Origin of the sequence: Pseudomonas sichuanensis, assembly GCF_024749065.1 — a bacterium.
GTDB classification, from domain to species: domain Bacteria; phylum Pseudomonadota; class Gammaproteobacteria; order Pseudomonadales; family Pseudomonadaceae; genus Aquipseudomonas; species Aquipseudomonas sichuanensis.
The window spans coordinates 3,659,630-3,683,959 of sequence record NZ_CP087185.1 but is presented as its reverse complement, the minus strand read 5'-3'; the positions used below and the strand labels follow the sequence as shown (position 1 = coordinate 3,683,959).

The 24,330-nt window shown below is 64.2% G+C and carries 19 protein-coding genes, 1 tRNA gene and 1 pseudogene; 16 read left to right on the top strand and 5 right to left on the bottom strand.

Annotated elements, in window-relative coordinates:
- Nucleotides 1–4: 4 nt before the first annotated feature.
- Entirely contained in the window at nt 5–544 is a 540-nt protein-coding gene (locus LOY51_RS16580) for a winged helix-turn-helix transcriptional regulator (protein WP_125859012.1), read from the bottom strand.
- A gap of 249 nt (nt 545–793) precedes the next feature.
- Between LOY51_RS16580 and LOY51_RS16575 the strand changes: the two genes are divergently transcribed.
- A tRNA-Val gene (locus LOY51_RS16575) sits at nt 794–870 on the top strand.
- 94 nt (nt 871–964) lie between these two features.
- Here LOY51_RS16575 and LOY51_RS16570 read toward each other — a convergent pair.
- Nucleotides 965–1,870: an AraC family transcriptional regulator gene (locus LOY51_RS16570; protein ID WP_125859011.1), complete on the bottom strand. Its 906-nt coding sequence runs from the start codon at nt 1,868–1,870 to the stop codon at nt 965–967.
- 178 nt (nt 1,871–2,048) lie between these two features.
- Between LOY51_RS16570 and LOY51_RS16565 the strand changes: the two genes are divergently transcribed.
- Entirely contained in the window at nt 2,049–3,101 is a 1,053-nt protein-coding gene (locus tag LOY51_RS16565; protein ID WP_125464475.1) for an NAD(P)-dependent alcohol dehydrogenase, read from the top strand.
- A gap of 487 nt (nt 3,102–3,588) precedes the next feature.
- Nucleotides 3,589–4,791, top strand: a complete 1,203-nt coding sequence (locus LOY51_RS16560; RefSeq protein WP_110994757.1) for a sugar transporter — start codon at nt 3,589–3,591, stop codon at nt 4,789–4,791.
- Here LOY51_RS16560 and LOY51_RS16555 read toward each other — a convergent pair.
- Both LOY51_RS16555 and LOY51_RS16550 read right to left on the bottom strand, forming a co-directional pair.
- A complete protein-coding gene (locus LOY51_RS16555) occupies nt 4,788–5,426 on the bottom strand; it encodes a cupin domain-containing protein (RefSeq protein ID WP_223811833.1) in 639 nt (212 codons plus the stop codon). The genes LOY51_RS16560 and LOY51_RS16555 overlap by 4 nt on opposite strands.
- An 11-nt stretch (nt 5,427–5,437) precedes the next feature.
- Complete coding sequence (locus tag LOY51_RS16550) at nt 5,438–5,593, bottom strand: hypothetical protein (protein WP_153788526.1); 156 nt, start codon at nt 5,591–5,593, stop codon at nt 5,438–5,440.
- Nucleotides 5,594–5,750: 157 nt separating this feature from the next.
- On the opposite strand from LOY51_RS16550, the gene LOY51_RS16545 reads away from it, so the two are divergent.
- The 3 genes from LOY51_RS16545 to LOY51_RS16535 all read left to right on the top strand — a co-directional run bounded on the left by LOY51_RS16545 (nt 5,751) and on the right by LOY51_RS16535 (nt 7,225).
- Nucleotides 5,751–6,140 (top strand): GFA family protein, encoded by a 390-nt coding sequence (locus tag LOY51_RS16545; protein ID WP_258642153.1) that lies wholly within the window; start codon nt 5,751–5,753, stop codon nt 6,138–6,140.
- Between the two features lie 36 nt (nt 6,141–6,176).
- Entirely contained in the window at nt 6,177–6,623 is a 447-nt protein-coding gene (locus LOY51_RS16540) for a bleomycin resistance protein (protein ID WP_258642151.1), read from the top strand.
- Between the two features lie 200 nt (nt 6,624–6,823).
- Nucleotides 6,824–7,225 (top strand): hypothetical protein, encoded by a 402-nt coding sequence (locus tag LOY51_RS16535; protein ID WP_125859008.1) that lies wholly within the window; start codon nt 6,824–6,826, stop codon nt 7,223–7,225.
- Here the strand turns inward: LOY51_RS16535 and LOY51_RS16530 are convergent.
- Nucleotides 7,222–7,839 carry a LysE family transporter gene (locus LOY51_RS16530; RefSeq protein WP_110994761.1) on the bottom strand — a complete coding sequence of 206 codons (618 nt, stop codon included), beginning with the start codon at nt 7,837–7,839 and terminating at the stop codon, nt 7,222–7,224. The genes LOY51_RS16535 and LOY51_RS16530 overlap by 4 nt on opposite strands.
- A 95-nt stretch (nt 7,840–7,934) precedes the next feature.
- Here LOY51_RS16530 and LOY51_RS16525 point away from each other — a divergent pair, with 95 nt between their 5' ends.
- The 10 genes and pseudogenes from LOY51_RS16525 to mnxG all read left to right on the top strand — a co-directional run bounded on the left by LOY51_RS16525 (nt 7,935) and on the right by mnxG (nt 24,079).
- Nucleotides 7,935–8,183 (top strand): helix-hairpin-helix domain-containing protein, encoded by a 249-nt coding sequence (locus tag LOY51_RS16525; RefSeq protein ID WP_125464469.1) that lies wholly within the window; start codon nt 7,935–7,937, stop codon nt 8,181–8,183.
- 81 nt (nt 8,184–8,264) lie between these two features.
- Nucleotides 8,265–8,486: an MbtH family protein gene (locus LOY51_RS16520; protein WP_110994763.1), complete on the top strand. Its 222-nt coding sequence runs from the start codon at nt 8,265–8,267 to the stop codon at nt 8,484–8,486.
- Nucleotides 8,483–9,202, top strand: coding sequence for a thioesterase II family protein (locus LOY51_RS16515; RefSeq protein ID WP_258642147.1), 720 nt, complete (start codon nt 8,483–8,485; stop codon nt 9,200–9,202). The genes LOY51_RS16520 and LOY51_RS16515 overlap by 4 nt, the downstream gene beginning before the upstream one ends.
- A gap of 79 nt (nt 9,203–9,281) precedes the next feature.
- Nucleotides 9,282–9,833 (top strand): hydrolase, encoded by a 552-nt coding sequence (locus LOY51_RS16510; protein WP_125859006.1) that lies wholly within the window; start codon nt 9,282–9,284, stop codon nt 9,831–9,833.
- A gap of 349 nt (nt 9,834–10,182) precedes the next feature.
- A complete protein-coding gene (locus tag LOY51_RS16505; protein ID WP_258642144.1) occupies nt 10,183–14,943 on the top strand; it encodes an RHS repeat-associated core domain-containing protein in 4,761 nt (1,586 codons plus the stop codon).
- Entirely contained in the window at nt 14,922–15,437 is a 516-nt protein-coding gene (locus LOY51_RS16500; RefSeq protein ID WP_125859004.1) for a DUF6714 family protein, read from the top strand. Before LOY51_RS16505 ends, LOY51_RS16500 begins: the two co-directional genes overlap by 22 nt.
- 355 nt (nt 15,438–15,792) lie before the next feature.
- Nucleotides 15,793–16,116 (top strand): annotated as a pseudogene (locus tag LOY51_RS16495) (DUF6714 family protein); the annotation flags it as partial.
- A gap of 166 nt (nt 16,117–16,282) precedes the next feature.
- The gene (locus LOY51_RS16490) at nt 16,283–16,774 is read left to right on the top strand and encodes a DUF6714 family protein (protein ID WP_258642141.1); all 492 of its coding nucleotides are present in this window, start codon (nt 16,283–16,285) and stop codon (nt 16,772–16,774) included.
- 226 nt (nt 16,775–17,000) lie between these two features.
- Entirely contained in the window at nt 17,001–18,083 is a 1,083-nt protein-coding gene (locus tag LOY51_RS16485) for a DUF1615 domain-containing protein (protein WP_258642138.1), read from the top strand.
- Nucleotides 18,084–18,229: 146 nt separating this feature from the next.
- The gene (gene mnxG / locus LOY51_RS16480; RefSeq protein ID WP_258642136.1) at nt 18,230–24,079 is read left to right on the top strand and encodes a manganese-oxidizing multicopper oxidase MnxG; all 5,850 of its coding nucleotides are present in this window, start codon (nt 18,230–18,232) and stop codon (nt 24,077–24,079) included.
- Nucleotides 24,080–24,330: the final 251 nt, after the last annotated feature.

Here is a 24,330-nt window from a genome sequence, read left to right as displayed (position 1 = left end):
GCGTTCAGTCCTCTGCAGAGGCTTGGCTGGGGAGGGGGCTGGCCAGGGCATCGCCCTGGCGGTGGGCCCGCCCGGTTTCGGCGCGCCAATGGGTCAGCGGGTCGGCATCGGGCGAAATGCGCAGCCGGTGGTCGTCCGCAGTGATGGGGCGGCCGGTGTTGGTATCCACCAGCGCCAGGGCAACCGGCTCGCCGGTGTGCTCGTCGGCGAGGTAGACCTTCTTCGAGCCCTCGGCATGCTTCGCTCCCCAGGCCATCAGGGTCAGGATCACCGGGCGCAGGTCTCGGCCGGCCTCGGTGAGGTGGTATTCGAACCGGGGTGGGTTGTGCTGGTAGGGCTGGCGCACGAGCAGGTTTGATGCGGTCAGGTCGTTGAGCCGGCGGGTGAGGGTGTTGCTGGCGATGCCCAGGCTGTGCTGGAACTCATCGAAGCGGCGCAGGCCGTAGAAGGCGTCGCGCAGGATCAGCAGGCTCCAGCCGTCGCCGATGTGTTCGAGGGCGCGGGCCACCGGGCAGGGCATGGGTTGGAAGCTGGCTTTCTTCATGGTCTTGACCTTGGATGTCATGCCTTGGATGGAGTGACTATCCTCTAGTAACTTTCATTATGCAAGTTACTGTGTCGACCGTTGTACCTTCCACCCGACCGGACGCCACCGACAGCATGTCGCTGGTCTGCAGCAACCACAGGTTGGCCATTTGCCGGCCAATCTGGCTTGTTTCGCAAAGTTTTTGATTTTTTTGAAAAAAACGCTTTACAGGTAGGGCTTCGATCACTAATATGCGCACCACACGACAGGCACATAGCTCAGTTGGTTAGAGCACCACCTTGACATGGTGGGGGTCGTTGGTTCGAGTCCAATTGTGCCTACCAAACAAAGTCCCGGTTTACGGGCATCAAGAAGGGCGATCCGAAAGGGTCGCCCTTCTTGCTTTTGCGCGTCTGGTGCCCGGGCGGTCTGCCAGCATTACACCGGCAAGCTCTGGTACGGCTGCTCTTCCCCTGGGCTGCGGGCGAACTCGCGCTTGTACTCGCGGCTGAACTGCGAGGTGCTCTGGTAGCCGACCCGGTGCGCCGCCTGGGCCACACCCAGGCCTTCGCCGATCAGCATCTGCTGGGCCTTGAGCAGGCGCAGGCGCTTGAGGTACTGCATCGGCGCCAGGTCGGTGCTGCGCTTGAAGTGCTCGTGGAAGGTCGACACGCTCATGTTGGCCCGGCTGGCCAGCTCTTCCACGCTCAGGGCTTGGGCGTAATGCTCGCGCAGGAAGGCCAGGGCGGCGCCGATGCGGGCGAAGTGCCCCTGCTGTTCGACCAGCGCCCGCAGCACCCCGGCCTGTGGCCCGCGCAAGGCGCAATAGAGCACCTCGCGCACCCGTGCCGGGCCCAGCACCTTGGCGTCCAGTGGGTCCTGCAGGCACTGCAGCAGGCGTTCGACGCTGTCGCGCATGGCCGCGTCCAACGCCGCCGAGCTCATCGACTGCGGGGTTTGCACCTGCACCGCCGGATCCGGTGCCAGGTTCATGCTTTGCACCAGCTCACCCAGCTGCGCCCGGTCGATGTCCACCGCTACACCCAGTAGCGGCGCGTCCGGGGTGGCGAAGGTTTCGCACATGAAGGGGACCGACAGCGCCTGGATCAGGTAATGCCCGGCTCCGTACTCCAGGGTGCGCGGGCCCAGGCGCGCCAGTTTGCTGCCCTGGGCCAGGATGATCAGGCTGGGCTCGTAGATCTGCGGGCTGCTGGCCACGTAGTGGTCCCAGGTCAGCACCTTTACCTGAGACAGCATGGTTGGGACGAAGCCTGGGCGCGTGGCGAGGCCGCGGATCAATGAGCAAAGCGTGGCGTTGGCATCCACATGGCGGGTGAGGTGCATGGTCAACCTGGGCAGAGAATCGGACAGTGGCATCTTCGCAGAATCGCAGTTCAGCGCCAGAGGTGGCCTGGCGATTCCGGAGAATCAGGCATGCATGCCGGAGAATCGGCGATGGGCGAGGGCGGTTTGGGCGCCCAAAATGCGCCGCCTGAATCGTTTCACTCCTGCGAGGTTCCCCATGTACAACGCCATCGGCTACGCCGCCCAGACCCCTAGCAGCCCCCTGGCTCCCATGACCTTCCAGCGCCGCAGCCCGCGCGCCGATGACGTTGCCATCGAAATCCTCTACTGCGGCGTGTGCCACTCCGACATTCACCAGGCGCGCAACGAGTGGGGCATTGCCGTGTACCCGCTGATGCCGGGCCACGAGATCGTTGGCCGGGTCACGGCGGTGGGCGAAAAAGTCAGCCGCTATCAGGTCGGTGACCTGGTCGGCGTGGGCTGCATGGTCGACTCCTGCCGGCACTGCGAGGCCTGCCGTCAGGACGTCGAGCAGTACTGCCTGCAAGGCCCGACCATGACTTATGCCACCCCTGATCGTGTGGACGGCAGCAACACCATGGGCGGCTACTCCAACAGCATCGTGGTCAGCGAACACTTCGTGCTGCGCATTCCCCAGGGCCTGGACCTGGCCAGCGCAGCGCCGATTCTGTGCGCCGGCATCACCACCTACTCGCCACTCAAGCACCATGGCGTCGGCCCTGGCCACAAGGTCGGGGTGCTGGGCATGGGCGGCCTGGGCCACATGGGCATCAAGTTCGCCAAGGCGCTGGGCGCCGAAGTGACCCTGTTCACCCGCTCGGCGAGCAAGGCCGAAGAAGCCCGCCGCCAGGGCGCGGACCATGTGATCGTGTCCACCGATGCCGAGCAGATGCGCGCCGCTGCCGGGCGTTTCGATTTCCTGCTCGACACTATTCCGGTGCAGCATGACCTCAACCCTTACCTGGAAACCCTGGCGTTCGGTGGCGTGCATATTCTGGTCGGGCTGATCGAACCGGTCGATCCGCCGGTGCATGCCGCCAACCTGGTGATGAAGCGCCGGGTGCTGGCCGGTTCGTTGATCGGCGGAATTGCTGAAACCCAGGAGGTGCTTGAGTTCTGTGCCGAGCACGGGATCAGCTGTGATATCGAGATGCTCGATATCCGCAACATCAACCAGGCGTATGAGCGGATGATCGTCGGGGATGTGAAGTATCGGTTCGTGATCGACATGGCGACGTTGCAGGGCTGAAGGTTTGCCTGCTTTGAGGGTGCATGAGGGCGACCAGGTGCAGGGCGATAGAGGTGCAGCGCCCTCAAGATCGAGCGCCGCCCGCGCGGCGCATCGCTGGCAAGCCAGCTCCCACATTTGTTTCGGGCCAGTCACTCCTGTGACTGCATCGCTGTACGCCTTGTTGGCCCGACTCGATTTCGACGTGGGCGCTGAAGGCCCAGCGGCTGGCTTGAGACATGCACCAAGGCGGGCAGCGGTACCCTCACAGGCATAATTGGCCCGAAACAAATGTGGGAGCTGGCTTGCCAGCGATGCGCCGCGCGGGCGGCGCTCGATCTCACAGGCGCTGCAAAAACACCGGCGAACATCTGTTCGGTTGTGACACCCGGCCTCGATGCGTACCATGCCTGGCATCCTTCCAATAACAACACGTGCGTCAACGGCCCTGATCCCCGGCCGCCGGCGCGCGCCCTGTTGCCTTGCCCGCGGAGAATCACCCCTTCACATGAATGGCCCCGTACCTACCACAATGCCGCCCACCGCCGGCACCGGCAGCTGGCTGAGCGTCATCGCCCTGGCGCTGGCGGCGTTCATCTTCAACACCACCGAGTTCGTCCCGGTGGCGCTGCTCAGCGACATCGGCCGCAGCTTTGACATGACCACCGCGCAGGTCGGTCTGATGCTGACCATCTACGCCTGGGTGGTGGCGCTGGCCTCGCTGCCGATGATGCTGATGACCCGCAACATCGAGCGCCGCCGCCTGCTGTTGCTGGTGTTCCTGGTGTTCATCGTCAGCCATGTGCTGTCGTGGCAGGCGCAAAGCTTCGCCATGCTGCTGGTCAGCCGCATCGGCATCGCCCTGGCCCACGCGGTGTTCTGGGCAATCACCGCGTCGCTGGCGGTGCGGGTGGCGCCGCCGGGGCAACAGGCCAAGGCGCTCGGGCTGCTGGCCACCGGCACCACCCTGGCCATGGTCATGGGCATTCCGCTGGGGCGGGTGGTGGGTGAGGCGCTGGGCTGGCGGGTGACCTTCCTGGGCATCGCCGGGGTGGCGCTGGCGACCATGCTCTGCCTGATGAAATCGCTGCCGCTGCTGCCCAGCCAGAACTCGGGCTCGCTGCGCAGCCTGCCGATCCTGTTCAAGCGCCCGGCGCTGGTGATCACCTATGTGCTGGTGACGCTGGTGATCACCGCGCAGTTCACGGCCTATAGCTACATCGAACCCTTCGCCCTGCACGTGGCGCAGATCGGCGGCGAGCGCACCACGCTGCTGCTGTTGCTGTTCGGTGGCGCGGGCGTGTTCGGTTCGCTGCTGTTCAGTCGCTACAGCGATCGCTTCCCCCATGGCTTCCTGGTCGGTTCGATCGGTGCGCTGGCGGCGTGCCTGCTGTTGCTGTTGCCGCTGTCGGGCAACTTCTACCTGTTCGCTGGCCTGAGCATGGTCTGGGGCATCGCGATCCTCAGTTTCAGCCTGTCGCTGCAATCCAAGACCCTCAAGCTCGCCTCGGACGCCACCGATGTGGCCATGGCGCTGTTCTCGGGCATCTACAACATCGGCATCGGCGGTGGTGCGCTGCTGGGCAGTATCGTCAGCAGCCAAACGGGTGTGGCGAATATCGGCATGGTTGGCGGGGGCGTGGCGGTGGTCGGGCTGCTGCTGGCTGCGGCCAGCACCCGGCGCTTCCGTGAGGCGCTGGGCGGGGCTTAGCCCCCCAGGTTCAGCGCGGCCTCTTTCAGCCAGACCCGCGCGCCCTCGCTGCCGGCCTTGAGTTCGACGGCCTGCCCCGCCGGCAGACGCATCCAGCTCCAGGTCGGCAGGCTGCCCGCCGAGCCGTGCAACTGGCCGGCCAGTACCAGCAGCTCCAGCCCACGGCCACTGTCCCAGCGGCATGTATCAGCGGGCTGCAGCACCTGCAGCCAGACCCGTTCATGGTCGTTTTCGAACAGCATCCCGCCCTGCGCGGGTAACTGCATCACCAGCGCCTGGCGATCCTGCGGATGGAACTGGCGCAGGCGCACGAAGATCACACAACCCTCGCTTGCGCCCGGGGCATGGGCGCTGCCCGGTGGGTTGCGCACGTAGCTGCCGACCGGGTAACGGCCGTGCTCATCCTCGAACACCCCTTCCAGCACCACGAACTCCTCGCCGGCACCGTGCACATGGGCACTGAAACGGCTGCCCGGCGCATAGCGCACCAGCGAGGTGGCCCGCGCCTGCTCGCCGCCGACCCGGTACAGCATGCGCCGCTCGACGCCCGGCAGTGGGCTGGGCAGCCACGGCAATGCGGCGCCGTGCACGGTCACGGGGCGGGACAGGTCGGCGTTCAGTTGCAGGTCGTGCATGCTGGCTCCCGTCAGCGCAGGAAGGGGTTGCGCAGACGCACCCAGACGATCGCCGGCAGGGCCATCAGCAACCATTTGAGGTAGCGGTTAACGTCGTACTGTTCGCAGGCCACGCCGATGACGGTGCACACCACCACCACCGCGAGGAACTCGATCATCTTGTGCATCGGTTGCTTTCCATCATTGGTGCAAAGGAGGGCGCGCACTTTACCAGTTGGCAGGCCAGCATAGCGCCGTTGCATATCGCCGTAACATTTTCACGCTTTACAGTTGAGCGTGCCCAGCTACTGTCCTGCCAGTTTCATCAGCCAAGGACGCGCCACCATGCCTACTCACAACGGCGGCTGCCTGTGCGGCCGTATCCGCTTCAGCGCTCGCGGGACGCCGCGGTTTCCCCACACCTGCTCCTGCCATATGTGCCAGCGCCACTCCGGCAGCCTTACCCTGTGCTGGGTGGAGTTCGACAAAGCCGACGTGTCGTGGACCGGGGAGGGCGGGGCGCCGAGCCTGTATCGCTCATCCGAAGGCTCCAGCCGCGCCTTCTGCCCGAACTGCGGCAGCTCCCTCGGCGCCATCGACGATGCGCCCACGGTGGCCTTGCTGCTGGGGTGTTTTGACGCGAAAGGGGCCGATGCCTTTCGGCCGACCGCGCATTCGTTCAGCACCTCGCGACCGCGTTGGTGGACGCCCGGCGCCCGCACTGACACCCTGTGAGCGGTTAGCCCAACCAACACGTCATGGAAGATCGCAATGCTCAAGCGCAACAGCCTGGTCCCCGAACTGATCGTCAGCGACCTCGAGGCCAGCCTCGGTTTCTGGGTTTCACTGCTGGGTTTCGACATCGCCTATCAGCGCCCGGAACAGCGTTTCGCCTACCTGGACCTGAACGGCTCGCAGGTCATGCTCGAACAGCTCGATCCCGATGACAACTGGCTTACCGGCCCGATGGAAAAACCCCTGGGGCGGGGCATGCACCTGCAGATCGACGTGGTGGCGGTCGAGCCACTGATCGAACGTCTTGAGCAGCAACGCTGGCCGCTGTTCAGGCCCTGCGAGGAGGTGTGGTACCGGGTGGCAGAGGCTGAAGTGGGGCTGCTCCAGTTCCTGGTGCAGGACCCCGACGGCTACCTGATCAGGCTGGCACAGTGGCTGGGTGAAAGGCCCGTTCAAGTGACGTCGTGCTGTTCCCATGAGTGACTGGGGCCGCCTTGCGGCCCTTCGCGGGCAAGCCCGCTCCCACAGGATGTGCGCATTGCTTGAGTCACGCGCTGTACCTGTGGGAGCGGGCTTGCCCGCGAAGGGCTGCAACGCAGCCCCAGTTGACGCGATGCCAGTGCCTGGCTTGCCGAGGTTATGAGGCCTGCGGCCAACCTCATGAAAGGCGCTATCCTTGCCCCATGACCAACCAACCTCCACTACGCCACCCATGCCCCCCGGGCGCCTGTGACTGCGGCCGCGAGCAGCTGCTCGACGGCCCGGCCGAAGGGCGGCGCATCCTGCTGCTTACCCGCGAGGAAGAAAAGCGCCTGGTCGAGCGCTTGGAAAACCTCAAGGACCTCGACGACCTCCACCATCTGCAAGGGCGTCTGTACCAGAACCTCGGCATCCGCGTGCACATCGCCCCCGGCTACAACGAGGTACGCACCATGCGCGGCATCGTCATCGAGCTGGAGGCGCTGCCCGGCCTTTGCCGCAAGACCCGTCAGGCGATCCCCGCCGCCATCCGCCGTGGCCTGGAGCGCAATCCGCAGGTGGCGTATCGCCTGCTGGATGCTCACGACTTGCTGGGCGGTGCCTAGCGCATCGCCGCCAGCTTGATCCCGAACCCTACCAGGCAGGCACCCGCCAACCGCTCCAGCAGGTTGCTGACCCGTGGGCTGGCACGCATGCGCTCGGCCAGGTGGTGGGTGAGCAGCACGGCCACCAGCCCGTAGAGCAGGGTCAGCGCTGCCACGGTCACTGCCATGAAGCCGAAGGTCAACATGCCCTGGTGTTTTACCGGGTCGATGAACAGTGGGAAGAACGCCATGTAGAACATGATCGCCTTGGGGTTGAGCAGGGTGATCATCATGGTCTGGCGCAGGTAGCGGCCGCCGGCCATGCCGCTGTCGCGCGGCGCCGCGCCGGGCTTGCTCAGTACCATGCGCAAACCGAGCCAGGCCAGGTAGGCGGCGCCGGCCCACTGCACCACGTGGAAGGCTGCCGGGTACGCGGCCAGCAGGGTGGCCACGCCGGCCACCGCCAGCCACATCAGCACCTGGTCACCAAGGATCACCCCGAAGGTGGCGGCCAGCCCGCCCTTGATGCCGCCCTTGCCGGTGGCGGTGATCAGGGCGAAGTTGCCGGGGCCGGGGATCGCCAGCAGGATCAGGAACGCAATCACGAAAGCGCCGTAGTCGGTCACGCCGAGCATGGGGGAGTTCTCCAGGTGCGGGGTTGGCGGGCAGAAGACGATATATGCCATCATCCGCGGCGCTTGCAAAGCCGCAACATCACAAGGAGGTGAGGATGGCGTTTTCAACCGATGAACGTGAGCAACTGCTGGCGGTCAAGGGCGTTGGCCCGACCGTGCTGCAGCGCCTGGAACAGCTCGGCTACAGCTCGCTGGCACAGCTGGCCCAGGCCGACGCCCGGCAGATTGTCGAAGCCGCCGCCAGCCTGGTCGGCTCCAGTTGCTGGAAGAACAGCCCCCAGGCCCGCAGCGCGATCCAGGCCGCCATTGCCCAGGCCAGGTCATCGACCGGCGTACCCGGCTAATTTTCCCCAGGCGCTTTTCGTTTCCTTGAGAGCCACGCTGCGCCCCGCGCATTCGGCCCTCATCATTCAAGGAGACAGGCAATGACTTCCGTTTTCGACCGCGACGACATCGTGTTCCAGGTAGTGATCAACCACGAAGAGCAATATTCCATCTGGCCCGACTACAAGGCCATCCCCAATGGCTGGCGCGCGGCCGGCAAAAGCGGCCTGAAGCAGGACTGCCTGGCCTGGATCGACGAAGTCTGGACCGACATGCGCCCGCTGAGCCTGCGCCAGCAGATGGCCGCAGCCGCCGCGCAGTGAGCACCGTGAACCTGCTGTGCCTGCCGTACTCCGGGGCCAGCGCCATGGTCTACAGCCGCTGGCGGCGCAAGCTGCCGGCCTGGCTGCAGGTGCGCCCGGTGGAGCTGCCGGGCCGCGGCGCGCGGCTGGGCGAGGCGCTGCACACCGACATGCAGGCCCTGGCCCGGCAACTGGCCAGCGAGCAACGCCTGGCGGCCAACACTCCCTACGCCTTGCTCGGGCACAGCCTGGGGGCGCTGGTGGCCTTCGAGCTGGCCCACGAGCTGCAGGCACTGGGCTGCCCGCCACCCTTGGCGCTGTTCGCCTGCGGCACGGCGGCCCCGACCCGGCGCGAGGACTACGACGGCGCGAACTGGCGCGAGCCGAAGAGCGACGAAGCGCTGCTGGCCGAGCTGCGCAAGCTGGGCGGCACGCCCGAGGAAGTGCTGGCCAACGAAGAGCTGATGAGCCTGACGCTGCCGGTGGTGCGCGCCGACTTCCTGCTGTGCGGCCGCTATGCCTACCGTCAGCGGGCGCCGTTGCACTGCCCGCTGCATGTGCTCGGCGGCGACACCGACCGCGCCAACGCCGAACAGCTGCAGGCCTGGCGCCGCGAATCTCAGGGCGAGTTCAGCCTCGAGATGTTCCCCGGCGGGCACTTCTTCATCCACGAACATGAAGACCGTGTGCTGGGTGCGCTCACCGGCGCACTCGAACCGTTGCGGCTCACCGCCTGATTGACGTTACCCCTTGACTGGGCGAGGCTTGTCGCCTGCGTGGCGTCACGGCCACGGTTTTCCAGGCAAGGGGCTGACAATGCTGATCGATTCAACACGCGCCACGCTGCTGGTGGTCGACATCCAGGAAAAACTCATCGGCGCCATGAGCGACCCCGCAGGCACAGAGGCCCGGGCGCGCTGGTTGCTGGCAGCCACCGCCGACCTGGAGCTGCCTACGGTGATTTCCGAGCAGTACCCAAAAGGCCTTGGCCACACCCTCGAATCCCTCAAGGCCGTTGCGCCAAGCGCCGTCATCGTCGAGAAGACCCACTTTTCCTGCGTCGCCGCCGACTGCCTGCCGGCCAGCCTGCTGGGCCGTGAGCAGGTGATCGTGTGCGGCATGGAAACCCACGTCTGCGTGCTGCAGACCGTGCTCGGCCTGCTCGCCCTGGGCAAACAGGTGTTCGTGGTAGAGGACGCCTGCGACAGCCGTACCGCCGCCAGCAAGGCCGCAGGCCTGGCACGCATGCGCGCCGCCGGGGCACAGATCGTCACCCGCGAGATGGTGCTGTTCGAACTGATGGGCAGCGCCAGCCACCCGCTGTTCCGCCATATCAGCAAGACCTACCTGGTGGGTGAACAGCCCTGACGGTTGCCCTCGGTACGACGCGGCCAAGAGCCCGCCGGCATAGCCCTCGTTGCAGGCGTTGTCGGTGGCGGCTGTTTGTCTGCTGATGATGTTTGTAAGAACTCCACTACAGCCAAATGGGAAAGCGCCCTCATTCCGCCGGGGTGGTTCCTGACTCCTTCAAGTGCCAGCGCCTGAGTATCGTCTCTCGCCTCGATTCAGGCTGACTGATGGCTGGCTCAACTGAGTAAACCGTTGCGTGCCCGGCGCGCCGGGCACCATGGCTGCGGCCTGGTATGCAACTTGTCTGTGCTGCGCAATCGATCTGCCTGGATGCCCTTGATGATCAGGTACCAGGAGCAGCGATTCCATGCCCGGAAGGTCTTGCGACACCCATGTGAAGCCCTGCGCCTTGCAGGTGGCGATCACACCACTCGCCGAAATCCAGGCCGAGGACGTCGGCCGTGGCGCCGCAGTGTTCGACACCTGGCTGCGGGAAGTCAGTGCCGGCCATGCCACCCTCGAGCGCCTCAAGACCGTCGCCGGCAATGTGCCAGTGGCGGGAAACAGCATCGCCCTGATCGAAGCACTGAGCGCTATCGTTACCCTGGCCCGCAGCCAGGTACCCGACCCACTCGACTGCGCCACCTTTGCCCTCAATCTGATCGCCTTGGTCACCTCGCCCGCCGGTGAGGCACCAGCGCGCATGAGCTTGCGGCCGATGCTGCTGTTCGTGCGCCAGGAGGGTAAGCAGGTGCTCGACGATGCCTCGGTCGAACTGCTGGCCGGCCACCTCAACGCCGATATCGTCGGCAGCCTCGATAATTTCGTCAGCCAGGCCACCGGCAAACTCAAGGGCATCCTCGCCGAGGCCGCCACCCTCGGCGAGCAGATCATCCTCGACATTGCCAGTGGCCTGGCCACCCTGGCCGAAGGCGCCGGCCCAAGACACGCCCGCCCGGCATCCACCCCAAGCAGCGCGCTGATGCACAACCCGCTGGCCACGCTCGACAACTACCTGGCCGGCGCCTTCAGCGCCTACAAGCACGCTGGCAAGGGTATGACCAGCGCCAACGTCAGCCCCACCTTCAGCCCTACGACCAAGGCCGAACTGCTGGCCCACAGCGCGCACCTGCGCACCTTGGCGCCTCTGGTGCGCGGCATGATCCTCAAGCTGGGCGATGCCAGCAGCCCCGGCTCCATCGAGGCCCTGAGTCAGACCCTGGCCAGCAGCGTCAAACAGTGGCGCCAACGCAACCCCCAGGTGGTGGTGGCCAACATCAAGCCAGGCGGCACCAGCAAGGCTCGCCACCAGCTGGCCGAAGGCAAGCTGGAAACCCAGAAAGAGCAGGCGCCCGCGTCCCAGGCCGCCAACCCGTGCAAGAACGGCGCCCCGGCCAACACCTGCAACAGCATCAACTTCGCCCTGGGCAGCGAGACCCTGCAGCACACCGATTTCAGCCTGCCCGGCCCGTTCCCCATCACCTGGACCCGCACCTACCACTCGCGCCTGGCCGCCCTCGACAGCGGCAGCCTCGGCGCCCGCTGGATCACCGCCTTCACCACCTGCATCGATGTGCAGGACGATGGCCTGCTGCTGCACGATATCGATGGCCGCAGCCACGCCTACCCACTGCCCAAGGTCGGCAAAACCCATTACGACGCGGTGGAGTACCGTGGCCTGACCCGCACCACCGACACCCAGCTCATCCTGTCGCGCGGGCAGGAGCGCCACGAGACCTACGAGCGCGTCGGCGAGCGCTTCCACCTGGTGCATATCGTCATGCGCAACGGCGTCGGCGCGATGCTGCACTACGAGCACAGCCACAACGGCCGCCCGGTGCTGTCGGACATCAACACCTACGCCGACAACGACCCGACCAAGGTGCACCTGCAACTGGGCACGCTGCTCGATGAGCACGGCCATATCCAGGGCCTGTGGCAGGTGGTCGACGGCAAGCCGCTGCGCCAATTGTGCGCCTACCACTACGACGACCAGGGCGACCTGATCGCCGCCCAGGACGAACACGGCGCCGCCTGGCGCTACCAGTACCAGCACCATCTGATCACCCGCTACACCGACCGCACCGAGCGCGGCCTCAACCTGGAATGGGACGGCAGCGGCCCCCACGCCCGGGCGATCCGCGAATGGGCCGACGATGGCAGCTTCGAAACCCGCCTGGCGTGGGATGAGCACATCCGCCTGACCACCGTGACCGACGCCCACGGCGGCCAGACCCGCCACTACTACGACGCCGAGGGCTACACCTACCGCATCCAGCACGCCGACGAGCGCTCGGAGTGGCTGTTCCGCGACGCCCGCAAGAACGTGATCCGCCACCTGCACGCCGACGGCAGCCAGGATCGCTACACCTACGATGAACGCAGCAACCGCCTGCAGCACATCCGTGCCGACCACAGCGTGGTGCACTACGCCTACGACGACAAGGACCAGCTGATCAAGATCAGCGATGCCGAAGACGGCCTGTGGCTGCGCGGCTACGACGATGCCGGCAACCTGGTCGAAACGGTCGACCCGCTGGGCAACAAGACCGAGTTCGCCTACACCCCGGCCGGGCTGGTCAAGGCGATCAAGGATGCGCTGGGCAACGAAAAGACACTCGCCTACAACGCCGCCGGGCAGTTGCTTGAGTACACCGACTGCTCGGGTAAGCGCAGCCAGTGGACATACAACGCCTTCGGCCAGCTGAGCGACTTCACCGATGCGGCCGGCCACACCACCGCCTACGAATACCAGGCCGGACAACTGGCGAAGGTCACCCATCGCGACAACACCGAGGAACGCTTCAACTACGACGCCGAAGGGCGTCTGCTGGCGCATGTCGATGCCCTCGACCGCTGCACCACCTGGGCCTACAGTGCCGCAGGCCTGCTGAGCGAACGCGTCGACGCCAATGAACATACCCTGCGTTATCGCTGGGACAAGCTTGGCCGTTTGATCGGCCTGGAAAACGAGAACGCGAGCAAGGCCACTTTCCTCTACGACCCGATGGGCCGGCTGCTGCAGGAGACTGGCTTCGATGGCCTGGTCACCCGTTACCAGTACGACCCGCACAACGGTCGCCTCGCCTCGACCCAGGTTGGCCAGCGCCGTATCGACTTGACCTTCGACCCCATGGGCCGATTGAGTGAGCGTACGGCCCGCCTGGGCAACCAGAGCCAGTGCGAAACCTTCGCCTACGACGGTAACGGCCAGTTGATCCAGGCCGTGAACGCCGCCAGCAAGCTGCAATGGTTCTTTGATGACGCCGGCAACCTGAGCCGCGAGCATCAGTACTACCAGGCCACCGGCACGCCGATGGTTGCGGTGTGGCAGCACCAGTACGACGCGCTCAACCAGCGCACCGCGACGATTCGCCCGGACGGCCACAAGGTCAGCTGGCTGACTTACGGCAGCGGCCACCTGCTCGGCATGACCCTCGACCAGCACGAAATGCTGGCCTACGAGCGCGATGACCTGCACCGCGAAGTCGTGCGGCATCAGGGCAATAAGTTGATGCAGACCCAGGCCTGGGACCCTGCAGGGCGTTTGCAGGAACAGCTGCTGGGCAGCCATGACGGCCAATCCACGTTGCTCAAGCGTCAGTACCGCTACGACGTCGCCGGCCAGCTGACCAACATCCACGACAGCCGTCGTGGTCCGTTGGAGTACCAGTACGACCCGGTGGGCCGCCTGCTTAAGGCCACCAGCCGCCTGGGCGTGGAAACCTTTGCCTTCGACCCGGCCGGTAACCTGCTGGACCAGAAGACTCAGGAGCTGAATCGCCCGCTGGAAGCCGATGCACGCCATAACAAACTGATGGACAACCTGCTGCGCGAGTACGCCGGGACCCACTACAAGTACGACGAACGCGGCAACCTGATCCACCGGTTGCACAACGGGTCCCATGCCCACTTCACCTGGGACCTGTTCGACCGGCTGGCCGGTTACAACGACGACAAGCTCAAGGTCGATTACAGCTACGACGCCCTGGGTCGTCGCCTGCACAAGCATTCGGTGGCGCACTTCTGGGATCGCCCCGAGGCGGGCACCGGCTGGAACCAGCTGCAACGGGCCAAACGCCAGCGCGAGTTGGGCTGCGGCTTTACCTTGTTCGGTTGGGATGGCGACACGCTGGCCTGGGAAAGCTCACCGCCTCTCGATGAAGGCGATTCCGGGCGTACGGTGCATTACCTGTATGAACCGGACAGCTTCGTGCCGGTGGCTCAGGCCCTGCGCAAGAGCCCGATCCGGCTGCACAAGGTGCCGGACTGGAGCCAGCGCGAGTACGACTTCGATCAGGATCCGCTGTGGCACACAGACGTGAAGCCCGTGCCGTTCGATGCCATGACCTGGTACCACTGCGATCACCTCGGCACACCGATGGAACTGACCGATGAGCAAGGCAATGTCGCTTGGGCCGGACAGTACAAGGCCTGGGGTGAGGTGCGCGAAGAGCGCTCGGCGTGGGCCAAGCAGCACGGCCTAGGCAACCCGATTCGCTTCCAGGGGCAGTACCATGACTATGAGAACGGACTGAGCTACAACCGGTTTAGATACCAGGACCCGAAGACCGGTCGATTTGTGTCGAGGGATCCTTCCGGACTGAAGGGGGGGCTTAATACTTATAGCTACGCTTCCTTGAATCCGTTGCGTTATGTCGACCCCTTGGGATTGAATCCAGTGGTCGGATGTGCAGCAGGTTCTTGGGCCGGACCACTTGGGTGTGGTGCAGGAGCATTGATAGGAACGCTTGCAGGTGCTGTTGCGGTCGGGGCAGTTCTTAGCACTTCTGGAGACACCGCCAAGTCAGAGGATGCAGACCGTGACCTGATTGGGCGCAAAATCAGCCCGTTGAGTATTGATATGCCACCACCAGGAAACTGTCAGCCTGGAGAGCATAGAAAACTGCAAGATGAGGTAAACGCTTCGTGCAAAGGAGGCAAGCGGAGTTGCAGGTCGGTTACTGATCCTGTTCTGGCGTCAGAGTTGCGAGAGGTCAATTTGCAGTGCGCGATGGCCCGTGAGGCTGTCAATAATCGTTGTTTCGCCGGTGGTGATGCGACACATAGAGAGCAAGCTATCAGGGCATGGGAGGGAGTAGCATTATGCGAGTCCAAGATACGTTAAATGCTAGACAGGGAAGTATCCGAAAAATGGTTGAGGCAGCTTTCAAGAAAGAGAATCCACCTGACGCAAGTGAAATTATATCCTCATTACATTTGGAACCTTTGCAAGTCAAGGATTACTTTGCCGGCAAAAGATGGTGGGATATTACTTTGCAAGGGCTTTTTGATGATTATATAGGTGATTCGTCTGCTTGCCTGACATTTATGACTTCAGCTGGTGTTGAATACTACCTGCCAGCCTACCTGCTGATGGCAGCTGAGCATTATTATGATGGAGGCATTGTTACGGAAGACTTTGCTTATGGGTTAAAGAGGTCGATAATGAGAGATGACTTATATCGTATGAGCCTTTATGGCACTGAAAAAAAGAAAGCAATTGTTGAGGTTTTGGTTTTTCTTTGGAAGGAGTACGGTGACGAGGAGGCGTTGGAAGCGATGAGGGCGATTGCTGTGCGCTGGGGGGATGAATATATAAACTCGGGTGGGCAAGAATAAGTAAGCTCCTACAAAGCCTAGCTCAGATTTTCAGCGGTATTTCTGAAGCACCACACTAGCGTAAGAAACAAGATGAACATTGGGATGCCCTGGCGCCAGCCCCGGTGGGACGCCGAGCGTACGCCGAAACAATTGCAGCGCGGTGACTTGGGATATCGTAATGAATCAATTAAGGCGTGGGAGGCGGCAGCTAGATGCGAGAGCATAATTCACTAAGTGATGCGCAATTAGAGGTCCGCTTTGACGTGGAGCATGCTTTCGGTAAGAAAAACCCACCAAGGTCTGACGAGATAATCAATACTGAATTTATTGAGCCTATAAGAATCAGGGATTTTTTAATGGTAGGGCTTGGTGGGATATTACACTCGAAATCCTGTGCTCTGACTATTCTGGGGACAGCTCAGCATGTCTTTCGTTTATGTCACCAAAAGGCAGAAACTATTATATCCCGCTGTATTTGTTGCTTGCTGTAGAGCGTTATTATGAGGGTGATGTTGTGACCTTGGAGTTTGCTTCAAGGTTGCTTATGTATGCTAAGGATGATCATTACTATAAAATCTCCACCTTGAGTGACGATGAGAAGAGAGCGGTTGCAAAAGTGCTGCGATTTCTGGCGTCTGAATTTGATGATGAAGATGCGCAAGAGGCCTTGAATTATATGTGGGCGGATTATTTGTAAAAGGTCTATGCACTGAAGTGAATATCTATAGGCCAGTTACCTGCTGGGCATCATGCTTGATCATCACGAAATGCTGGCCTACGAACGCGATAACCTGCACCGCAAAATCGTCCCCCACCAGGGGTAATCAGCTGAGACAGACCCAGAAGCCTGAGAAGGGGTCAATATGCGAGAAGAAGATTCGCTGAGCTCAAGAAAGAAAGCGATTAGGAATATGATTGAAGCTGCCTTTGGAAGGGAAGATGCGCCTAATGCAAGTAGTATAGTGGATTCCGTGTGCCCCGAGCCGTTACAGATCCGAGAGTATTTTTCGGGAAGGAGTTGGTGGGTTCTTACTTTAAAGGGCTTCCATGATGACTACGTAGGGGGCTCGTCGGCGTGTCTTACGTTTATGACGCCTCTTGGCATTGATTACTATCTTCCGGCGTATTTGCTAATGGCGACCGAGCGATACGAGGAAGGTGATGTTTTGACGCAGTCCCTGGCTTATAGATTAAGCTTATATATCAGCAAGGATGCTACATATAGGCTAAGCCTTTTGAGTGTTGAGAAGCAAAAAGCGATAGCAAGCGTCTTGCAGTTTTTGTGGGATGAGTACGAAGATGAAGGCGCGGCAGAAGCGATTGAGATTTTTTTGGGGAAATTTCTTGAGAACTAAATAATGACCATCTGCAACGAGAAGTCGTGCGCCCCCAAGGCAACAAGTTCATGCAGATGCAGCGCTGAGGCAGGTTAGGTGTTGATTTTTCTTTTGATGGTGCGGGTCGTGAGGCCAAGGGCGAAAGCTGAGTGCAACACCTGAGCTCAGTATTTTTCTACCTCCCTTCTTTTGGGGTTTGCAATGAGCCTATGCTTGCCAGCCACAGAACCGGAGAGCATGACCGATGACAAAACGGTTGCTACTGATGAGCGCATCCTTCCTGGTACTGCTTCAGGGCTGCGCCGGTCGCCCGGAGCAGGCCGCTGAAAGCGACCCGGCCAAGGTCCGTGCCCAGCTGCTGCGCCTGCTGCCGGCGCAGCTCAAGGACCGCCAGGGCTGGGCCGAGGACATCCAGGTGGCGTTCCAGGCCCAGGGTATCGCGCCGAGCAAGGGCAACCTGTGCGCCGTGCTGGCGGTGACCGAGCAGGAGTCGACCTTCAACGCCGACCCGCAGGTGCCCAACCTGGGCCGTATCGCCCGTGAGGAAATCGACCGCCGCGCCGCGCGCCTGCATATCCCCAAGCTGCTGGTCGACGGCGCGCTGCAAACAACCTCCAGCAACGGCAAGACCTACCAGCAGCGGCTGCTCGCCGTGCGCAGCGAAAAACAACTCAGCGCCCTGTATGACGAAGTGATCGGCCGCCTGCCCCTCGGCCGGACCCTGCTCGACGGCCTCAACCCGGTGCATACCGGTGGGCCGATGCAGGTCAGCATCGACTTTGCCGAGCAGCATGCCAAGGGCTACCCCTACGCCTATCAAGGCACGATTCGCCAGGAAGTGTTCAGCAGACGCGGCGGCATGTACTTCGGCATCGCCCACCTGCTGGGTTACCCCACCCACTACGAGCGCCCGCTGTACCGCTTCGCCGACTTCAACGCCGGCTGGTACGCCAGCCGCAACGCGGCGTTCCAGGCGGCGTTGGGCCGCGCCAGCGTGACCACCCTGGCACTGGACGGTGACCTGATCGCCCCCGGTGCAATCCTGCCCGGCAAGACCGAGCAGGCGGCGCGCAAGCTGGGGCCGAAACTCGGGCTGCGCAACCCGCAGATCCGTGCGCAGCTGGAGCAGGAGGGGGGCCTGGAGCTTGAAGAAACCGAGCTGTACCAGGGCGTGTTCCGGCTGGCCGAAGCCAAGGCAGGCAAGCCGTTGCCGCGCGCGGTGCTGCCGGGGATCGAGCTGAAAAGCCCGAAGATCACCCGCAAGCTGACCACGGCCTGGTTCGCTGGCCGGGTGGACGAGCGCTACCAGCGTTGCATGCAGCGCTAATGCCCCCGATTAAGGGCCTCAATTGGGTGATCTTCCCCGATTGCTAACCACTGACAATCTCAAGTTATTGAAATAAAAAGAGAATTTTAGTGGCATGAGCCTTGCTCACCTCCTCGCAGAGTCCTTGCGCCCCACGGAGGTGACCCATGACGACCCCTCGCAAAGGCCCCGCCCTGACCACCTTGGTGCTGGCCCTGCTGGGCTGGCAGGAAAGCGGCGAAGCGGCCGTGCAATGCCAGCGCACCCTGACCGCCAACGTGGTGGCCCTCGACCAGCCGCTGATGTACAACCGCCTCGGCGCGCAGAATGCCAACGGCATGCTGTTCGCCCTGCGCCAGGATGTGGTGGACGAGCATCTGGTGCCGCTGAGCAAAGGCGGCGCGGCCGTCCCCGGCAAGGTCACCCTGCGCCCGGACAAACGCCCGCGGCCGATCGTGCTGCGGGTGGCCGCCGGTGACTGCCTGACGGTCAACCTGACCAACCTGCTGGCCTACCAGGCCAACCCCAACAAGCACGGCATCGAACCCGAGGAGCCCGAAGGCGAGGAGGGTGAAGAAGTCGAGTTGCCGGACGCTGAAGGCGGCGAGCACTTCATCGCCGACGAGCAGGTCAGCGACCGTCACGTCGGCTTCCAGGTCAACGGCATGCAGGCGGTCACCAGCATCGCCGACATCGCCGCCAACACCGGGCGCAACGGCAACTTCCTGGTCGCCCCCGGTGGCACCCGCAGCTACACCCTGTACGCCGAGCGCGAAGGCGCCTTCGCCGTCACCAGCCAGGGCGCCACCTTCGGCGGCCAGGGCGGTGCCGGCAACGTCGCCAACGGTCTGTTTGGCCAAGTGGCGGTAGTGCCCAAAGGTGGGCGCACCTACCGCAACACCCTCACCGAAGAAGAAATGCGCCTGGCTACCACCGGCCGCACCGCCACCGGCCAGCCGGTGATCAACTACGAAGCACGCTACCCGCAGCTGGAACCCTGGATCGCCGAAGGCAAGGCCGGCAAACCGATCATCGCCATGGTCGACGGCAACGAGATCCTCAACAGCGAGACCGACGCCATCGTCATGGGCCCCAACCCCGACGGCAGCTTCCCCAAGAACACCTACCCGCTGGAAAGCGTCGGCAAGCGCAACCCGGCGCTGCCCAACCGGCTGGAAGCGTTCCGCGACTTCGCCGCGCAGTTCGCCGACGAAGTGGCCGGCACCCAGGCCTTCCCCGGCTACTGGGCAGACCCGGTGATGGGCCATGTGCTGGAGCCGACCCGCGACTCGTTCATGATCAACTACGGCTCCGGCGGCATGGGCGCCGAGGTGGTGGCCAACCGGCTTGGCGTAGGGCCGATGCATGACTGCCTGTCGTGCGCCTACGAGGAGTTCTTCCTCAGTGCCCATACGGTCGGCGATATCGGCACCCTGGTGGACATCCCGGCCAACGTCGGCCTGGAACGCATCCGCCCGGGCGAAGTACCGCCGGCCAGCGCCACCGGGGTCAAGGCCACCATGGCCCTGTACCCGGCGGAGCCGGCCAACGTGCACCACAGCTACATCGGTGACTTCACCAAGTTCCGCAACACCCACAATGGCCACGAGCAGCACATCTTCCACCTGCACGGGCACCAGTGGCTGTTCAACCCCAACGACGACAACTCCGACTACATCGACGCCCAGGGCATCGGCCCGGGCGTGGGCTACACCTACGAAATCGCCAACGGCGGTTCGGGCAACCGCAACCGGGTCGCGGGCGATGCCATCTACCACTGCCACTTCTACCCGCACTTCGCCCAGGGCATGTGGGCCATGTGGCGGGTGCACGATGTGTTCGAGCCAGGCACCCGGCTCGAGGTCAGCGGCGAGGGCGAGAACGGCTTCCACAGCACGCCGTTCGCCCTGCGCAGCGGCAAGCCGGCCAATGGCGCGCGGGCCTTGCCCGACGGCGAGATCATCGCCGGCACGCCGATCCCGGCCATCGTGCCGCTGCCGGGCAAGGCCATGGCGCCGATGCCGGGCAAGGTCACCGTGGTGCCCAAGCTCGGCGAGACGCAGGTAGCCCAGCATGACGACGATGACCAGGAGCAGGGCGACGACGATCATTCGAATCAGCCAGCCACCCCCCGCGCCGTGGGCTCCCTGGCCCTGGTCGATCGCAGCGAAAGCAACCGCAACGCCGACGGCAGCCTGAAAAACCCCGGCTATCCGTTCTGGATCGGCGGCATGGAAAGCAGCGTCGGCCAGCGCCCGCCAACTCCGCCGCTGGACATGCTCGACCCGGCCCTGGCGCGCCAGCTCAAGGACAGCGGCAAGGCACTGTGGGCCAACCTCGACGCCAACCAGGTCGATGGCTGGGACGGTGGCCTCGGTCGCCACGCCCTGGACGGCGTGTCCGCCGGTGGCGAGGCGGTCACCACCACCACCCGGCTGGACTTCTCCAAGGTGCTGCACAAGGCCAAGCCGATCTACCTGCCCGAAGAGGGCACCGAGGTCGAACAGGCGGCCATGCAGTTCCATGCCAAGGCCGAACACCCAAGCTTCGCCCTGGTCCCCGGCGGCACGCCGGTGGCCAAGGCGTTCCGCACCAACGGCGCCTTGCCCACCGCCGGCGCGCCGTTCTACGAGCCCTGCATGGATGACCGTGGCAAGCGCCTGACCCAGTCGTCCGGGGTGGGCGAGTTCAACAGTGGCGAGACCCTGACCGGCATGAGCTTCCGCGGCTCGTCCGCCTTCACCGCCGACCGCCCACGCATCTACAAGGCCGCCAACATCCAGTTCGACGCGGTATACAACAAGGTCGGCTACCACTTCCCGCAGGCGCGCATCCTCGCCCTGTGGGAGGACGCCTGGCCGGTGATCACCAAGCAACGCCCGCCGGAGCCGCTGGTGATGCGCATGAACACCTTCGACTGCACCCAGTACGTGCACACCAACCTGATCCCGTCGTTCTATGAAATGGACGACTACCAGGTGCGCACTCCCACGGACGTGATCGGCCAGCACATCCACCTGCCCAAGTGGGACCTGACCGCCGCCGACGGCTCGGCCAACGGCTGGAACTACGAGGACGGCATCCTCTCGCCCGGCAGCGTGGTCGAGCGCGTGCAGGCCATCCGCAGCTTCAACAACTGCACCGAGGGCGATGCCCGCGAAGGCACCGCCGCCTGCCCGAAAGCCAAGCAGCACCCGTTCTTCGGCCGCTTCGGCCGGGCCGACTGGTTGGGTGCGCGCACCGCCATGCAACGCTGGTTCGCCGACCCCCTGGTCAACGTGCATAACGTCGACCGTGGCCTGGGCACCATCTTCACCCACGACCACCTTGGCCCATCGACCCACCAGCAGCTTGGGCTGTACGCCACCGTGCTGGCGGAGCCTGCCGGGTCTACCTGGTACCACGCCGAAACCGGCGAGCAGCTGTACAACCCGGCGACTCGCCAGGACGGCGGGCCGACCTCGTGGCAGGCGGTGATCCAGACCGGCGACCACGACGGCGACGGCAAGAACGACAGCTACCGCGAGTTCTTCCTCGAATACAGCGACTTCCAGCACGCCTATGAAGCCGGTGTGTACGTGGGCGCCGGCCCCAACGGCATCCCCGACGGGCAGAGCTACCCGGCCACCGCCGACAGCTTCCGCTACGCCATCAACCCACCGGTGCGCCAGGCCGCCTCCAACCTGCTGGAGTCGGTGGTCGAGTCCCGTGGCGGGCTGAACCCCGGTTGCCCGAGCCGGCCATGCCCGCAGGCGATCTCGGTGGATGACCCCGGCATGTTCGTCGTCAACTACCGCAACGAGCCCCTGGCCCTGCGCGTGTTCGACCCGAACAAGGTCGGCCCGGACGGCAAGCGCGGCATGCAGGCCGACGGCCTCGGCGGCGACCTGGCCTACGCCCTGCAGTCACGCACCGACCGCGCCATCCCGGCGATGAACCTGGCGCCCTCGGCGATCACCCAGGCGGTCGGCCCCACCGGCGGCACCACGCAGTTCCCGCCGCACATCAACAAGGCCGGCAGCGAGCCGGGCGACCCGTTCACGCCGATGCTGCGCACCTACAGCGGCGACAACGTGCGCCTGCGCCTGCATGCCGGCGGCCATGAAGAGGAGCACAACGTCACCCTGCACGGCGTGAAGTGGCTGCAGAACGGCTCAGGCTTCGGCAACAGTTCCAACTCCGGGTGGAAGTCGTCGCAGATGATCGGTATCTCCGAGCAGATGGGCTTCATGGCGCCGGTGTCGATGATCTCCAGCTCCGCCGCCACCAACGGCGATTACCTGTACTCCATGGATGCCGCCCTGGAAGGCTACTGGAACGGTATCTGGGGCGTGATGCGCAACTACACCGCCCAGCGCGCCGACCTGTTCGCGCTGCCCAACAACCCGCAGCCGGTGGCCATGCGCAATACCGTCAACTTCGACGGCATCTGCCCGAAAACCACGGCCAACGCCAATGGCGTGGGTACCCGGCCGACGGTCAAGCGCAGCTACGAGATCGTTGCGGCCCTGGCCAACGACATCCTCGAGAACCGTCACGGCGTGAGCATCAACGACCCGGCCGGCATCGGCCAGCATGTCGGCGGCGCGCTCAAGGCCAACGGAGGCACCCTGGTGTTCAACAGCCGCCGTACCAGCATCCCGCTGGTCAGTGGGGTCGACCCTGAGGATGGCGAGCCCTTCACCATCGGCGGCCACAGCGCGCCGCTGCACGACCCGACCGCGGTGCTGTACGTGCGCAAGGCCGACCTCGACCCGGGCACCGGCAAGCTCAAGGCCGGGGTGCCGGTGGAGCCGCTGGTGCTGCGGGCCAACGCCGGCGACTGCATCAGCATCACCCTGGAGAACCGCCTGCCGCTGGTGATGCCCGACTTGCCGAGCACCGCCGTGATGCAGAACGTGGTCAAGCGCGACCGCTTCGACGGTGAAGGCTCCACCGCCTTCAACAACAACCTGATGCGCCCCTCCAGCCACGTGGGCCTGCACGCCCAGCTGCTGGCCTACGACATCACCAAGTCCGACGGCGCCAACGTCGGCGCCAACCCGGTGCAGACCGTACCGCCCCGGCCCGGCAACAGTGGTGCCTACCCAAGCCGGGTGTACCAGTACTACGCCGGGCACCTGGAGCGCGAAGGCAAACCCACCCTGCAGCTGGGGCGCACGGTGGACAACATCAACACCACCGCCATCGAGTTCGGCGGCCTCAACCTGGCCCCGGCGGACTTCATCAAGCAGCCGCAGAAGGGCCTGGTCGGTGCAATGAGCGTCCTGCCGCAGACCGCCACCTGGACCGAAGACGCGGCCAGCCGCGCCCAGGCCACGGTCAAGGTCAGCGGCCAGCCGGACTACCGCGACTTCGTCACGGTGTGGCAGCGCTCGCTGAACATGCGCTGGGCCGATGGCCGCCCGGTGGAGGGCATCGCCACCGAAGGCAACGGCGTGCCGGGGGATCCGAAGGACAACGGCAACATGGCCATGAACTACAAGACCGAGCCGCTGTGGTTGCGCTTCGGCCTGGCGCCGGACGCGCCGTTCGGTCATGCCGACGGCCTGGGCTTCGCCGACGTGCCCAACGCGCACATGGCCTACAGCAATGCCCTGGTTGGCGGCGACCCACAGACCCCGGTGCTGTACGCCAAGCCTGGGCAGCCGCTGCGCAAGCACGTGCTGATGCCCAGCGGTGGCAGCCGCGGTATTACCTACCAGCTCGACGGGCACCTGTGGCCGCTGCACAACTACCAGGCCGAGAAGAGCGATATCGACGGTTACCCCATGGGCTTGCCGGGCATTGGTTCGGTGCGCTTTGGCTACAACCCCATGGCGATGTATATCGGCGCGCAGGAGAGCGTGCTGCCGGCGGCGCACTTCAGCTTCATGCTGTCCAGCGCCGGGGGCGGGAATGCGGTGCCGGGGGATTACTTGTTCCGCGACTATGCGGCGTACGGGAACATGTCGGGCTTGTGGGGGATCTTGCGGGTGACCAATGAGCCACCGCCGGCGACGGCACCGGCGCAGTAAAGGGGGAGAGGTGTTGGAGGGCCGCCGCGGGGGATCGCGGTTGCCTTTTGTTTTTTGGGGGGGCTGGGGGCATGGCGGGAGATTGGGTGAGGGCCACCAGGTGGCTGCCGGTGTTTTTGCAGCGCCTATGAGATCGAGCGCCGCGCGGGCGGCGCTCGATCTTGAGAGCGCTGCAGATCTGTCGCCATGCACTTGGTAGCCCTCATGCGATTTCAAGACAGGCCCTTGGGCGTCACACCGCCGGCCCCGGC